Raw genomic sequence first — 14,466 nt, forward strand, 5'->3', positions numbered from 1 at the left:
TCATGCCACCCGGCGCGATTCGGCTCAGGCGGGTACCGGCCGGGTCCGGTCGGTGAGTAGTAAGGCCGCCATACCACCCAGCACCGTGCCCATCAGCAGACGCTGGACCCGGAGCCACAGCCGCCGGCCCGCCAGGAAACGGCTCACCGTGGCGGCCGAGCACACGATCAGCGCGTTCACCGCCAGCGCCACCGCGATCTGCACCCCGCCGAGGCACAGGCTCTGCAGCCATACCGGGCCGGCCGCCGGAGCGACGAACTGCGGGATCAACGCCAGGTACATGACCGCGATCTTCGGGTTGAGCAGATTGGTCACCAACCCCATGGTGAACAATCGACCGGCCCGGTCGCGGGGCAGAGCGGCGGGCGCGAACACCGAGGTCCCGCCCGGCCGCAGCGTCTGCCACGCCAGCCACAGCAGATAACCGGCGCCGGCGATCTTCAGCGCCGTGTACAGCTCGGGGACCAGTGCGAACACCGCCGTGATCCCGGTGGCGGCCGCCGTCAGATACACCGCGAATCCCGCGGCGACACCGGCCAGCGAGATCAGTCCGGCACCGCGGCCCTGCGCTATCGTGCGCGAGACCAGGTACATCATGTTCGGGCCGGGGGTGAGTACCAACCCGAGCGCCGCCACCGCGACGCCGGCCGCGGCCGAGATTTCGATCATTCGACGATGATCGCCAGGATCGGCGGTTGTGTCGCGGTCCAGTCGGCAAGTACTGGCCGCGTTCCCGCCGGGCAGGCGCGGAGCCGGTGAGGTGGCAGTGGTGCTCGGCCCCGGCACGCTGTCTGCTTCGTCACCCGGCGTTGTCGGTGGCTTCGGGGACAATGGGCAGAAGTCGAGGTGAGGAGGGCCCCGTGGCGGATGGGCCGCTGATCGTACAAAGCGATAAAACAGTACTGCTCGAGGTCGATCACGAGTTCGCGGATGCGGCGCGGCAGGCGATCGCCCCGTTTGCCGAGCTGGAGCGGGCGCCCGAGCATGTGCACACCTATCGCATCACCCCGCTGGCCCTGTGGAACGCGCGTGCCGCGGGGCACGACGCGGAACAGGTGGTGGATGCTCTCGTCGGCCACTCCCGGTTCCCGGTTCCGCAGCCGCTGCTGGTCGATATCGTCGATACGATGGCCCGCTACGGGCGGTTGCAGCTGGTCAAAAATCCCGCGCACGGGCTCACCCTGGTGAGCCTGGATCCAGCCGTACTGGCCGAGGTACTCCGGCACAAGAAGATCGCCCCCATGCTCGGGGACCGCCTCGACGAGGACACGGTGATCGTGCATCCGTCCGAACGCGGGCACATCAAACAACAGCTGCTCAAGATCGGGTGGCCCGCGGAGGACCTGGCCGGCTATGTCGACGGCGAGGCCCATGCCATCGATCTCGACTACCACGGCGACGGCTGGTACTTGCGCGACTACCAGGAGATGGCCGCCGATTCGTTCTGGGCCGGCGGGTCCGGCGTGGTGGTGCTGCCCTGCGGTGCAGGGAAAACCATGGTCGGCGCGGCCGCTATGGCCCGGGCCAAGGCCACCACCCTGATCCTGGTCACCAATACCGTCGCCGGGCGGCAGTGGCGGCGCGAACTGCTCGCGCGGACCTCGCTCACCGATGAGGAGATCGGCGAGTACTCGGGCGAACGCAAGGAGATCCGGCCGGTCACCATCGCCACCTATCAGGTGATCACCCGTAAATCGAAGGGCGAGTACAAGCACCTCGAACTCTTCGACAGCCGCGATTGGGGCCTGGTGATCTACGACGAGGTCCATCTGCTGCCCGCCCCGGTGTTCCGGATGACGGCCGATCTTCAGTCGCGGCGCCGGCTGGGCCTCACCGCGACACTGGTCCGCGAGGACGGCCGTGAGGGCGATGTGTTCTCGCTGATCGGGCCGAAACGCTATGACGCACCGTGGAAGGATATCGAGGCCCAGGGCTGGATTGCGCCGGCCGAATGTATCGAGGTACGGGTCACCCTGACCGATGCCGAGCGAATGTCCTACGCGACCGCCGAACCCGAGGAGCGCTACAAACTGTGCTCCACCGCGCACACCAAGGTCGCGGTGGTGGAATCCATTCTCGAGCGGCATCGCGACGCTCCGACGCTGGTGATCGGCGCCTACCTGGATCAACTCGACGAACTGGGCGCCGCACTGGATGCTCCGGTGATCAAGGGGTCCACGAAGAACAAGGAACGCGAGGCGTTGTTCGAGGCGTTCCGCCACGGGGAGATCCCGGTTCTGGTGGTGAGCAAGGTGGCGAACTTCTCCATCGATCTACCGGAAGCCTCGGTGGCAGTGCAGGTTTCGGGAACGTTCGGATCCCGGCAGGAGGAGGCTCAGCGGCTGGGCCGGTTGCTGCGGCCCAAACACGACGGCGGCCAAGCGCATTTCTACTCCGTCGTGGCGCGCGACACGCTGGACGCGGATTACGCTGCGCATCGCCAACGTTTTCTCGCCGAACAGGGGTATGCCTATCGGATAACCGATGCCGATGATCTGCTGGGGCCTGCGTTCGGGGCAAATGATCAGTAGGGTCTCGCGGATTCGACCGACTGTGTAAGGGGTGGCGAAGTGCGGCACTTCGACTTCGCGGTCGACCGCAGGCATGTGCATGCGGTCAACGAAGTGGTCGTGGGACGCCGCCGGCTGCGCCTGGCCGCGCTGATCGCGACACTGGTCTGCGCGACTGCCACCGCGTATCTGGTGCGGTTGGGTCACGCCTGGTCCTACCCGCTGGCATTGGCCTGTGCGCTGGGCGCCGCGACCGCACTGTGGGTGGCGTTATGGGCGCCGCGCCGCACCGGTATCGCCCGGCTCTACGCCGACGGTGAGCTGATACCGGCGGTCGTCTCCGGATTCCATTCCCGCGGGGCGGTGCTGCTCGCACTGGTCAATGTGGCACGCCGGGATACCGGCGAATCCCGGTACGCCCTGGTTACCAAGAAGGTACGCGAGTTGCCCGGGCACCGGTTCGCGCCGGGCGAACGAGTGCCGGCCGTCGCGGTCCGCGGCGACCGGACGGCGCGCACGATCGGAGAACGCTGGCTCCCGGTCGATACGATGCCGATCGCCTGGGGCACCTCGGACGGCGCCGTGATCGAGCGCGCCCGCGCGGCCATCGACGAGATCGAATGGCGGTTGCTCGCCGATAATCTCGCGCTGGCCGATCAGGTGCAGCGCAGTTCCACCAAACGCCTGCTGCTCGATCCGGGGCAGTTACCGGAGGGGCTCGGCGCCTGACCTACCGCGGGTTATGCTCGCGCACGCCGTATTCGGCGAAACCGGCAGCGCGCCGGGGGCGCATACGCCTATCGGGCGGGATCTGCGACTAACGTCGTCGAGCGGGGTAATCGCTGTGATCGCACGCCGAACCACGGAAGGTGGAAACCGCATGAAACTCACCCGCTGGCTGATCGCCGGGGTGGTTGTGCTGTCCAGTCTGTCTCTGGCACCCGCGGTAGGGCACGCCCAATCCGCGAACCTGGCCGGTGCCGACGGATTGGGTGATCCCTATTTTCCCCAGGACGGTAACGGCGGGTACGACGTCGGGCACTACGAGGTCACGCTGGGGTACGACCCGGCCGGCCACCAGCTCACCGGGTCCACGCGTATCGACGCGCATGCCACCCAGCCGCTCACCGCCTTCAACCTCGATTTCGCCGGGCCACCGGTGAGCGCTGTCCGGGTGAACAATATGCCCGCCGGTTTCGTCCGGCAGGACCCGCACGAACTGGTCGTCACCCCGGCTCTGCCGCTGCTGCCGGGGCTGCCCTTCACCGTCACCGTCGAGTACGCCGGTATCGCCGCCGACACCGCGGGCGAAGGCTGGACCTACGCCCCGACCGGCGGTGCTTTCGCTGCGGGACAACCGCATTCGGCCGCGACCTGGTACCCACTCAACGATTCCCCCCGCGACAAGGCCACCTTCACCCTGCATGCGACCGTCCCGGCGGAATGGGAAGTGATGTCCGGCGGTGCCCGGGTGCGCGACGAGGTGCGCGACGGATTCCGCACGGTGAGCTGGGAACAGCGGCACCCGGTGATCGGATACCTCACGACCGTCGCCATCGACAAGTTCGAATACTTGGAGCAGCGGCGCGCGAACGGTACGCCGTTGTTGAGTGCATTCGCCCCTGGCGCCGAGGACCTGCGCGCACACGAGCAGCGGCTGCCCGAAGTGCTCGATTTCACCGAAAGCCTGTACGGCCCCTATCCATTCGACAACGCGGGCGGTATCTATCTGTCCGCCCCGCTGCCGTTCTCGCTGGAAACTCAAACGCGGCCCGTCTACGCCGACTGGGCCGATCTGAATACGGTGGTGCACGAGGTGGCGCACCAGTGGTGGGGTGATTCGGTCTCGGTGTACAGCTGGTCCGATATCTGCCTGAACGAATGCCTTGCCAGCTATACCGCCGACTATCTGTGGCCGGAGCGGACGGAGGGCGTCGATGTGGACGCCGAATACCGGGACACGATCCGGAAGATGATGGACAAGCCCAAGTTCTGGGCGGTACCGCTGCAGGACCCGGGACCGGAGAAGATGTTCACCTCGGTGTACTACCGCGGCCCGTTGTTCCTGCACGCCCTGCGTAAACAGCTGGGAGATGCGGTGTTCTTCGGGGCCCTGAGGGAATTCGTGACTGCCCACGCCTACGGTCACAGTTCGATGCCGGAATTCCGTGCCTTCATGCAGTCGAAATCGCCGATCGATCTGACCGGTTTCTTCGATGCTTGGCTGCACGGCACCACTCCACCGCCGGAGCAGTATCTCTATCCCGGTGACCTGCGCGGCTGACCGGCCACAGCTACTCCAGCAGCGCGACCGATGAGATCCGGTGCAGTGTGAACTGCCGGACGGCCCCGGTGACCGTGTCCAGCGCTTCGAGCTGCCCGTTGCCGACCCGCACCGGTTCGACCACCCGCTGGATTGCGGTGCCCTTCGCATCGACGTAGCCGATATGCACCTGCCGATGCACCCGCGCGGCGAGCTGCAACAAGGCGAGGGCGGCGGCCGTGCTGGTGCGGCTACCGTCGCTGCGCACCGTTGTCCCGGATGTCGCCCCGGCCGCGCGCTCCCCGGCCCGCAGCTCGGTGACCAGGAGATCCAGCTGCTCAGCGGTGGGCGGCGCGGGGCGGTACGGCTGGCGCGCGAGGGGCCGCACATTGATCCGAGCACCGCGCCGCCGTAGGTCGACTATCGCGCCGGAGGAGTCTTCCCCGGCCGGCGCGAAACCCGCCGAACGAAGTTCTTCGAACAGTTCGCCCAAAGGTGCCTGGGAGATCGCGACCGTCGGCGCGATCCCCCGCAGCGCCAGCGTATCCGCCACGGGGGAAGCGAGGACCTGGGCCAGCAGCGCGGGATCCTCGCTGCGGACGAACGATTGCGCCATCCCGGCGCGTAACCGGCCGTGGCGGCGCGCCACATCGTCGATGAGGTAGGTCAGTGTCTGGGGAACGGGTGTGCGGGAATGCCGTTCGAACAGATGGTGTATTTCCGCGGCGGTGAGTCCCGCATCGAGTGCCCGGCGCAGTGAGGGTTCCGACAACCGGTAGACCGTTGCGGCCCCGGCCGATTCCACATCGGCGACCAGGGCGATGCGCTGTTGCAGTTCGGCGGTGAGCGGTCCGGGCGCAACCACTGTGAGGTCCGCCTGAACCAGCACATGATCGACGGGGTCGGGGAGCGCCGCCTCGAGTGCGGCTTCGGCCGCCGGCAGGGGCTCGGTGAGCAGGGCGCGTCCGGCCGAGGTGAGCGCGCCGCGGCCGACGAGACCGAGCGCGGCTGCTTCGTGCAGCGTGTTGTCCACGACCTGCCCTCGGTAGAGCCGTCTCCTCCGGGGGGCGCGCCAGGCCAGTAGCCGGGCGATATCGGTGGGCGCCAGATCGGTTCCCGGAGGTTGTTCGGCGAGGGCCCCGAGAACGGTCCGGCGCTCCCGGACTGCATAGGGCACCCGCAGTTCGTGTGCGAGCGCCGCCAGCGGTTTGTCGGTGGCATCGCGCAGGCCGATCATCCAGGGGTAGCGGTCCAGCTCCAGCCAGCTGTGGGCCAGCGGTGCCCAGCGACGGGCGGGTGGGGCCTCCAGCCATGAATCGGCGGCCGGGGTGGGCCCCCAGAATTCGTCGGCATCGGCTTCGGGCGGTGGATCGGGAAAACCCTTCTCGATCAGTTTCGCCGCCGCCAGCAACTCCACCAGCAACCCGGCGCGGGATTCCTCGATACCGGCTGTGCGGGCGATCCTGCGTATCTCCCGCACACCGAGGCCGCCGGCGCGCAGCGCGGGGGCGGGTGCCTGGCCGAGCACCTCCACAATCGCGGCGCAATGCCGGAGGAGTTCGCCGACCTCACCGGCCGCCACACCGTCCACCTCGGCAACGGTATGCACGGTGGCCACCGGTTCGGGTGGGGTGAGACGGCGCGGATCGGTGACCGGCTCGCCCCGCAGCAACTGACCGACCGTGGCCGGCAGCTCTACCGTCTCGTCGTCGATCCGGCGCAGCAGGCGGCGGCGCAGCAGCTGGGGAACCGGGCGGTCGGCCGGGGCGTCGGGCGCTGCGTCGCGGGTGCGCCCCCGCGGGCCGGTTTCGGCCAGTTTGTCCAGCAGGGCCCGTTCGGCGGGGGGCAAGCCGGCGAGCGCCGCGGCGATGTGCTGTTCGTCCGGGGTATCGGTATCGGTTCCGCTACCCAGCGGCCACGGCAGGGCCTCGGCGGTGGCGGGTATGAGCCGGATGCGGTCGCCGGAGAACCAGATCAGTGCCCGGTCTGCCAGCTCCGTGATCGCCGCGTCCACCGTCGCGGCCTTGGCGCGGCCGCGCAGCGCACGTTTCAACTCCGTGCGTGTCGGTGGTTCGTTACCGGCCGAGGTGTGTAGGGCCAGCTGCTCCACTATCCCGAAAGCCGCCGTGTCCAGATCGTCGGCGGCCCGCAGCACCGAGGCGCGCTGTTCGGCGCGGGTGGCGAGCACTGCCATCGAGGCGGGCAGCGGTACCGCGAGATCGGGCCGCCGTTCGAGCAGCGCCACCAGTTGGGCGTCGGAGCGGCCGCCGAGCCAGGCGGTATATGAGTCTGGGCCGGTCATCCGGTCCAGATTAGGCCCATCTCTGTCGTCGGTGCCGACCTGTGTACCGGAACGGGGGCAAGTCGCGCGCGACCTCGGCCCGCCGACAGCGGTTGTCATGCGGGGCTGCCGGGTGGACATGCCAGAATGAGTGCGTGGTGAACAAATCGAAGAAACCCTACGTCGACAACGGTTGGCCCGAAGTGGCCGACGGCGAGCACGCCGTGACCGAGTTGTCAGCGACACGCTCCGGTAATCTCTCGCCGTTCGGTGAGGATACCGAGTTCCCGGTGGCTGCCGAGCAGCTGCCGTACGTGCACCCGCATACGGTGATCAACCGCTGAGCGGGCGGACGAAAGAACCCCGTATCCGAAGATTCGGATACGGGGTTCTTTCGTAGTAGGGGAGTGTGCCGCTCAGTTCGGCAGCAAGCCCTTGTTGGACTCGTAGAAGCCCAGCAGTGCGGGATCCAGCTGCGGGGTGCCGGTCTTGACCGCCTCGAACAGGTCCAGCGCTGGCTGCGGAACCTGAACGCCCTGGGCCTTGACTGTGGCGAGGGCACGGTCGACCGCGGTGTAGACCTCCTGGGTCTGCGTCTGGGCCGGGGCCTGTGCTTGCTGCGGGGCAGCGGGGGCGGCCGGGGTGCTCTGGTTCTGGGTCTGTACGGCCGGGGTCTCGGCGGGTGTATCGCGGGGGGTCGAGCCGCTGCTCAAGCCCAGCGAGGAGGAGCAGGAGGGCCAGGCGCCCCAGCCCTGTGAGGCGAGGACCTTTTCTGCCACGGTGATCTGCTGCTCGCGGCTGGCCTGGTTGGCGGTCGCTGCGTAATCGCCGCCGCCGTGTGCCTGCCAGGTGCTCTGCGAGAACTGCAGTCCGCCGTGATAGCCGTTGCCGGTGTTGATGCCCCAGTTGCCACCGGCTTCGCACTGCGCGAGTCGATCCCAGTCGGAGTCGGGTGCCGCGCTGGCGTTACCGGCGAGGGCTGCACCCGCACCGCTGATCATGGCGCCGGTGACGGCAACCTTGGCGACAGTGCGACCGGTATTGGTGGGCTTGCGATGGCGTCCACTCATTCGGGTTCGTCTTCCTCTCGTACGCACCTGCGAGGGATTCGCTCGGGTCCAGGCTGAGAGGGTGCCCGTCCCGCCCTCGCCCCTGTCGTTTCTTTGGGGTTCCGGTACCCGCGGGGCGAGGTTCGGTGCGGCGGGCCGGTGGGCCGGTGTCCCCGGCTGGGATAGACGGTACGACGGATCCGGCGAAAAATCACTTTTTGGTAACCGGCGTGTGCGGAAGGGTTGCGGAGTGGTCACGACTGGCCCTCGGAGACTCTGTGCAGCTAGTGGGCTCGCGCTGAGGGGTGTCAACTCCCCGCAATAGGCGTTATTATTCCGTTATGTGATTATCATCACACATCAGTTTCGGTCGGTGATCCACCCGGGTATCGACCAGAAGTCACTTGACTCGCCGGCCGGACAGCAGCGCGAATATCAGCGCCAGCACGAACCCCAGCGGTGTCAGCACTATGGCGCCCAGGTACAACCACAATCCGGGCTTGCCGTCGGTGACGATCGGCGTGAGGAAGATCGCCACGATCGCGAGCAGCCCGAGGGCGAACAGGCCCAGTGCCAGCCGCAGGAGCCAATTGCCAGGGGTGCGCCCGGGCGGTGGAGTGGACGGCCGGGGATCAGCGGGGTTGGTCACTTGTCGACGGTAAAACTGATGTGCTGGCGCCCTGCCCACCGGGGTAGACTCGGGAACGATCTCGCGTCCTGCATGCTTGCCGGGGCGCGTTTTTCGAGTGCAGGCAGAGCTTTCGGGAGAAGGCAGGGGGCCCGCCCATCAGCGGGTTTCAGCAGACATGTGCGCCGGGCCGCGGGCCGGGTGCCGAACAGACGAACGGGTGAGCGCAGTGCCGACCGGCAAGGTGAAGTGGTACGACGTGGAAAAGGGCTTCGGCTTCCTTTCCCAGGACGAGGGTGAGGACGTCTACGTCCGCTCGTCCGCGCTGCCCGAGGGTGTGGAAACGCTCAAGCCCGGACAGCGGGTGGAGTTCGGGATGGCTGCCGGACGCCGTGGCCCGCAGGCGCTGAGCCTGAAACTGGTCGAAGCGCCGCCGTCGGTCCGGCAGAACCAGGAACGCAACGCGCGCAAGGAGCCCGTTGCCCGCAAACACAACCCGGACGAACTACACGGCATGGTCGAGGACATGATCACGCTGCTCGAAGCGAAGGTGCAGCCGGATCTGCGCAAGGGGCGCTACCCGGACCGCAAGACCGCGCAGCGGATCTCCGAGGTGGTGCGTGCGGTCGCGCGGGAACTCGAGCGCTGATCCCAGAGTAGTAGCCGGTGACGGGCCGGTCCGGGTTTCCGGACCGGCCCGTCCGCGTATCAGGCGGTCTTGATCGACCAGATCGCGTGCGGTATCGAGAATTCCCGGCCGGTTTCGTCGATCGCGATGATCATCACCTGCAACTCCACGCCGACCAGCTCCAGCCCCGGTTCGGGATTCGAGTCGACGGTCAGCGCCCGGATATCGCCCGGATGGTCTCGATAGCTGCTGGGCCTCTCGACCACTTCGCCGTTCTCGTCCGCATACAGCGGTAGCAATTCCCACGGTGTTCCCACGACCTCCGACGGCAGCGAGATCTGCAGCGGGTTACCTGCCGGAACCTCCAGGAACACGGTGTCGCCTTGTTCGCAATTCTCCATCCGCACCGTGCAGAAGTAGAACGGGGGCACGGTGACGGCCTCGCCGTGCGCGTACGCGGTGAGTTCCGGTTTGTGCGGCTCGGCATCGCGCGCCAGCAGCCAGACCACACCGGCCGTCCCGGCCACCAGCACCAGGATTCCGGCCAGGGCCAGCGCGAGAGTCGTGCGGAATCTGTTCGTACTCACCGGGCGGGTTCTCCTCGTGGGGTGTCGTGGTGCGGTACTTCCTGTTCGGCGTGCAGCGGGCGGCGGCCGCCGAAACCGGGCAGCAGGCTGTGCCCGCGCGAACTCAGCACAGTCTGGACCAGACCCGCGGCGAGAACGGCACTGACCACCGCGAAACCCTTCCAGTAATCGGTCGGCAGCAGTACTCCGCCGGCGCCGCCGACCACCCAGCTCAGCTGCAGCACGGTTTCCGAGCGGCCGAACCCGGACGCGATCGATTCCGGCGGCAGATCGTCCTGGATGGAAGCATCGAGCGAAACCTTGGCCAGTGCGCTGGCGCCCGCCGCGACCAGTGCGGCCAGCGCCGCCCCGAGCAGGTTGCCCAGAATCAGCGCGACCGTCGCGACGGTCGTGCAGGCCAGGGTGCAGTTCACCACGATCAGTGTCGGCCGGCCCAGCCGCAGCCGGGCGCCGGTGGCGTTACCGGCGAAGTTGCCGACCGCCGCCGCCGCGCCGACCAGCCCGAGCATCGCGGCCTGCTGCACCGGGCGGTGTTCGGTGGCCTTGGCCACGAAGGCGATGTAGAAGGTCAGGAACCCGGTGAGTACCCGGATACTGCCGTTGCCCCACAACCCGGTGACCACCGCACGACCCAGTGGTTGCCGGCGTTTGCGGGGCGGTATCGCGGATTCGCGGCCGGAATGCAGCACTTCGGTCTGCGGGTCGTCGCCGTGATAGCTCAGCGTCGTGGGGACCTCGCCCTCGGTGATCTCCACCCAGCGCGGGATCTTCCAGCTCAGATAGGCGCCGCCCAGTGCGATACCGGTGGCCAGGATCAAGGCCCCGGTCGAACCGGTGAGCGCGGCGGTGGCCGCGGCGATCCCGCCGGCTCCCAAGGTTCCGCCGACCAAACCGAACACGGTCAGCCGGGAATTGGTGCGGACCAGGTCGATATCCGGTGGTAGTACTCGTGGTGTGACCGCGCTTTTGAGTACGGCGAACGATTTGCTGAGCACCATCATGCACAGGGCCAGTGGATACAGCACCCAGCTGTCGAAACTGAAGATCAACACCACCGCCACGACCGCGCGGGCCGCGAACGAAGCCGCCAGCGCCAAGCGGCGGCCGGTCTGCAACCGGTCCAGCGCGGGCCCGATGAGCGGCGCGATGAGCGCGAACGGCGCGATGGTGATCAGCAGATACAGCGCGACCTTCGATTTGCTCTCCGCGGTGGCGCTGGCGAAGAACAGGGTATTGGCCAGCGCCACCGCGATAGCCGCGTCCAGTGCGAAATTTGCCATCGTGGCGTAAGTGAGTGCGGTGAGTCCCGATTTGTCCGCCCCGTCGGCCTCCGCAGCACGCCGGAAGGTGGCGATACCTTTCCCGGTGAGCTCGCGACCGCGCATCGCCGCCACGCGGGTGACGGTGAGTTTGCGGGGCACATGCCTGCCCTCGGCGTCGTCCTCGGCGTCGAAGTCCTCGCTGCGGTACTCCTTCGTGGGCTCGCCGGCGCCGGGGCGCTCGGACCTGGGCCCATACGGTTCGCCCGGTGTCCAGCGGTCACGTCCGGTGGCATCCAGTGGGCCGGGCCTGCTCCCCGTGCCGAGGTCGGCCGGTGTGTACGAAGTGGCACCAGCGGCGAAGTGCTCGGTCTTACCGGCCCGCGGCTCGGATTCGGTTCCACGCCGATAGCCGGCGCGGTCCGCGGAATCACCGGCCCGCGCGCCCGGCGCGTCGGCCCGCCGACCCGGCCGCCACTCGGGTGCACCTCCACCGGTACCAGGCCGGACCCCGCGTGCGCTGGAACCGGCGCCCGGCGCCGTCCGGTGCGGTCCGGCGGAATCCCGGCGGCCGTCTCGTTGCGGTGCCGCATCGGCCCGCGTGGACCCGGTTCTGCCGGTCTCGGCGGCCTCGGGCCCGCCGACCCGCTGCGCCGGCCCCCGCGACCCGCCCAGCGCGCCGAAGACCCGGGCGAAACGGCTCATTCGCCCCGGCGCGGCCGGTTCGCCGGACGCCGGGAGGACCGAGCCGGCCTCGCGCGGCACCGATATGTCGTGGCCACGCGCGGGATCGGGATCGTCCAGCGGAAGCGGCCGGGTCGGCGGCGGGGTCGGTCGGGTGTTGCCGGGGTCGGGTTCGCGATGGCGGCGGTGTGGCACGTTCGGCGGGGGGTAGCGGTCGAAACCTGGATGCCGCTGGGGTGGCGGTGACTCGCCGGCGGGCCACTGACCGCGATCGGAACCGGAGGGCTCGCGGGAAGTGGGCACTCCTCAATTCTGGCCCACGGCGACCGCGGCGAAACCCCGCCCTGTTCAGGCGGGCCGAAAAGTGAGCTGTATCGCTTCCGTGCCGGGCGGTATCAGGCCGGTACGAACCGGACCTCGAAGGTCGTCGGCCAGTACTTTCCGGTGATCAGGAAACGATCGGTGCCCGGGATCTGCGCGATGCCGTTGAGGACATCGGTGCCCGCACGCTGGTCCGCCGGCAGCAACTCGGCCGCATCGATCACCGACAGGACACGCCCGGTGTCCGGATCGATCCGCAGGATCTGATCGGTGGGCCAGGCGTTGGCGTAGACCGAACCGTCCTCGGCGCATTCCAGTTCGTTCAGACGGGTATCGGTATGGCTGGTCAGCGCGATCGAACCGGTGACGGCGAAGGTGACCGGATCGCGGAAGGTGAGCGTCGCGGATCCGTCGCTCATCACCAGCCGCCCCTCCTGGTGGCACAACCCCCATCCCTCACCCCGGTACGGGACCCGCTGTTTTTCGGCCAGCGTGTGCGGGTCGCGGGCGAAGGCGACCCCTTCCTGCCAGGTGAGCTGCCACAGAGTGTCGCCGGCGAGTGTTATGCCCTCCCCGAAGAAAGGCGGCGGCAACTCGACGCGCGCCAGCTCCGCACCGCTGGCCCGATCGATACTGCGCACATCGGACTGCCCGACCATGCCGGTGCCCTCGTACAGGACCGTGCCGTCGATTTCGAGGCCCTGAGTGAAGGCCCCCGGATCGTGTGGATGGGTGGCGATCACCTCGAGAGTGCGGTGTTCAGCGGCATCGTCGGCGTTTGCGCAGGCGCCCGGCACGAGCAGGCAGATCAGCGCGGTGCCGACCCAGGTACGCCGAGTGTGCTTCATACGGCAAAATGTAGACCGTGAGCGCAGTATCTGTATCGGACACCGACGTACGGTCGATTCTGGCCGGGGCCGTCGACTTGGCTCGTCGTGCGCTCCTGGAGCTGGAACCCTCCGGGGTCGGCGCGCATGTCGGCGTCCGCGCCGAGGACGAATATGCCGCCACGCACTGCTTCGAGGCGACGCTGCCCGGCTACCACGGCTGGCAATGGGCTGTGGTGGTCGCTGCGGCTCCGGACACCGACCGGGTCACGGTGAGCGAATCCGCGCTGCTGCCCGGCCCCGACGCGTTGATCGCGCCGGAATTCGTGCCGTGGGAGCAGCGCGTCCGCCCGGGTGATCTCGCCCCCGGGGATCTGCTCGCACCACCGGCGGACGACCCGCGCCTGGTACCCGGTTACACCGCGACCGGTGATCCGGAGATCGACGAGGTGGCTTGCCAGATCGGTCTGGGGCGCAGACAGGTCCTCGGCCTGGAGGGCCGCCTGGAGGCCGCGCAGCGCTGGTACGAGGAGTACGGCCCGGACACTGATATGGCCAGGGCCGCGCCCGCATCCTGCGAGAGCTGCGGTTTCTACGTTCCGCTCGCCGGTGCGCTACACGCCGCCTTCGGTGTCTGCGCCAATCCCATGGGTGCCGACGGTCATGTCGTGCACATGGGCTACGGCTGTGGAGCCCATTCGGAGACGCCGCTGCCGTCCGGAGCCGGGTCGCCGCTGTACGAGGCCTACGACGATGCCGCGGTGGAGGTCTACCCGGCCGAATCGCCGAAACCTGCCGCGGCCGGATCGGCACCCGCTGCCGAGACGGCGGTAGCCGCGGAATCTGCGGCCTCGGGCGCGACCACGGAAGAGTCGACCGCCACTACCGAACCGTCGAGTCCTGGCCGGTCCGAGACCGCAGGTAGCGAACCGGGGAGCGCGACCGGCGCCCAGTAACGCAATTCGACTCTCGGTGCCGGTGCGGAAACCGGCGCGACCCCGTGCCCACAGCCGACGTAGCGCCGGAACCGGACGGGGAAGCCGAGTTCGTCGGCCCGAGTGTGGAGGCCGCGGTGGCGGAGGAGGCGAGAAATCGCAGCCCACGACTCCAGGCGCTCCGGAGGTGGCAGCCGCGCGCCGGGCGGGGTCTGCCGGATGGGCTTCGCGGATGTATGCCGAGCTCTCCCCGTCGGATGCGCGCCATACTCATCGGCGCAGTGGTTGCCCTGCACCGCAGAATACTCGGCCCGGTAGGCGGCCTTGCGTCGATGCCGGGGCGTCCTATCGGAACGGATGTAACTGATGTTGTGCGTGAATAGTGCTGGGCGACAGCGATAATGATGGACAACCCGCTCGAGTGCGGGTCGGGCCGAACCGGCCGAGGCGTGGGTTCGGCCGAAGGTTCGCGGCGACGTACGCTGTGGCGGTGA

At 68.4% G+C, this 14,466-nt stretch carries 12 protein-coding genes and 1 pseudogene; 6 read left to right on the forward strand and 7 right to left on the reverse strand.

The window, feature by feature from the left end:
* Positions 1-24: 24 nt before the first annotated feature.
* Complete coding sequence (locus tag NS6_RS11965; protein WP_068040678.1) at positions 25-669, reverse strand: LysE family translocator; 645 nt, start codon at positions 667-669, stop codon at positions 25-27.
* Positions 670-860: 191 nt separating this feature from the next.
* On the opposite strand from NS6_RS11965, the gene NS6_RS11970 reads away from it, so the two are divergent.
* From NS6_RS11970 to NS6_RS11980, 3 genes are all read left to right on the forward strand, one after another.
* Complete coding sequence (locus NS6_RS11970; protein ID WP_068040680.1) at positions 861-2,531, forward strand: DNA repair helicase XPB; 1,671 nt, start codon at positions 861-863, stop codon at positions 2,529-2,531.
* Between the two features lie 39 nt (positions 2,532-2,570).
* Complete coding sequence (locus NS6_RS11975; RefSeq protein WP_068040682.1) at positions 2,571-3,239, forward strand: DUF3239 domain-containing protein; 669 nt, start codon at positions 2,571-2,573, stop codon at positions 3,237-3,239.
* A 151-nt stretch (positions 3,240-3,390) separates the two neighbouring features.
* Positions 3,391-4,794, forward strand: coding sequence for a M1 family metallopeptidase (locus NS6_RS11980; RefSeq protein WP_068040757.1), 1,404 nt, complete (start codon positions 3,391-3,393; stop codon positions 4,792-4,794).
* A 10-nt stretch (positions 4,795-4,804) separates the two neighbouring features.
* Here the strand turns inward: NS6_RS11980 and NS6_RS11985 are convergent, their stop codons facing one another.
* Positions 4,805-7,075, reverse strand: coding sequence for a helicase-associated domain-containing protein (locus NS6_RS11985; RefSeq protein ID WP_068040684.1), 2,271 nt, complete (start codon positions 7,073-7,075; stop codon positions 4,805-4,807).
* Between the two features lie 134 nt (positions 7,076-7,209).
* Here NS6_RS11985 and NS6_RS11990 point away from each other — a divergent pair, with 134 nt between their 5' ends.
* Positions 7,210-7,398 (forward strand): hypothetical protein, encoded by a 189-nt coding sequence (locus NS6_RS11990; RefSeq protein WP_068040685.1) that lies wholly within the window; start codon positions 7,210-7,212, stop codon positions 7,396-7,398.
* Positions 7,399-7,470: 72 nt separating this feature from the next.
* Here the strand turns inward: NS6_RS11990 and NS6_RS11995 are convergent, their stop codons facing one another.
* Positions 7,471-8,124 (reverse strand): transglycosylase family protein, encoded by a 654-nt coding sequence (locus NS6_RS11995; RefSeq protein WP_068040687.1) that lies wholly within the window; start codon positions 8,122-8,124, stop codon positions 7,471-7,473.
* A 379-nt stretch (positions 8,125-8,503) separates the two neighbouring features.
* Entirely contained in the window at positions 8,504-8,752 is a 249-nt protein-coding gene (locus NS6_RS12000) for a hypothetical protein (RefSeq protein WP_068040688.1), read from the reverse strand.
* Between the two features lie 208 nt (positions 8,753-8,960).
* Between NS6_RS12000 and NS6_RS12005 the strand changes: the two genes are divergently transcribed.
* A complete protein-coding gene (locus NS6_RS12005; RefSeq protein ID WP_068040690.1) occupies positions 8,961-9,380 on the forward strand; it encodes a cold-shock protein in 420 nt (139 codons plus the stop codon).
* Positions 9,381-9,439: 59 nt separating this feature from the next.
* On the opposite strand, the gene NS6_RS12010 is transcribed toward NS6_RS12005, so the two are convergent.
* The 3 genes and pseudogenes from NS6_RS12010 to NS6_RS12020 all read right to left on the reverse strand — a co-directional run bounded on the left by NS6_RS12010 (position 9,440) and on the right by NS6_RS12020 (position 13,058).
* Positions 9,440-9,946, reverse strand: a complete 507-nt coding sequence (locus tag NS6_RS12010) for a DUF2771 domain-containing protein (protein WP_068040692.1) — start codon at positions 9,944-9,946, stop codon at positions 9,440-9,442.
* Positions 9,943-11,643, reverse strand: a pseudogene (locus NS6_RS12015) (MFS transporter); the annotation flags it as partial. The gene NS6_RS12010 and the pseudogene NS6_RS12015, both read right to left, overlap by 4 nt.
* A gap of 641 nt (positions 11,644-12,284) precedes the next feature.
* Positions 12,285-13,058 (reverse strand): glutaminyl-peptide cyclotransferase, encoded by a 774-nt coding sequence (locus tag NS6_RS12020; protein ID WP_068040694.1) that lies wholly within the window; start codon positions 13,056-13,058, stop codon positions 12,285-12,287.
* Positions 13,059-13,075: 17 nt separating this feature from the next.
* Between NS6_RS12020 and NS6_RS12025 the strand changes: the two genes are divergently transcribed.
* The gene (locus tag NS6_RS12025; protein WP_068040696.1) at positions 13,076-13,993 is read left to right on the forward strand and encodes a DUF3027 domain-containing protein; all 918 of its coding nucleotides are present in this window, start codon (positions 13,076-13,078) and stop codon (positions 13,991-13,993) included.
* The last annotated feature ends 473 nt before the right edge of the window (positions 13,994-14,466 follow it).

It is taken from the genome of Nocardia speluncae NBRC 108251 (assembly GCF_001613245.1).
Lineage (GTDB): Bacteria > Actinomycetota > Actinomycetes > Mycobacteriales > Mycobacteriaceae > Nocardia > Nocardia speluncae.

Bases quoted from the DNA above. Each gene is read 5' to 3' on its own strand.
- NS6_RS11995 (WP_068040687.1), bottom strand. From the start codon at position 8,124: ATGAGTGGACGCCATCGCAAGCCCACCAATACCGGTCGCACTGTCGCC.
- NS6_RS11980 (WP_068040757.1), top strand. From the start codon at position 3,391: ATGAAACTCACCCGCTGGCTGATCGCCGGGGTGGTTGTGCTGTCCAGT.
- NS6_RS12020 (WP_068040694.1), bottom strand. From the start codon at position 13,058: ATGAAGCACACTCGGCGTACCTGGGTCGGCACCGCGCTGATCTGCCTG.
- NS6_RS11965 (WP_068040678.1), bottom strand. From the start codon at position 669: ATGATCGAAATCTCGGCCGCGGCCGGCGTCGCGGTGGCGGCGCTCGGG.
- NS6_RS11985 (WP_068040684.1), bottom strand. From the start codon at position 7,075: ATGACCGGCCCAGACTCATATACCGCCTGGCTCGGCGGCCGCTCCGAC.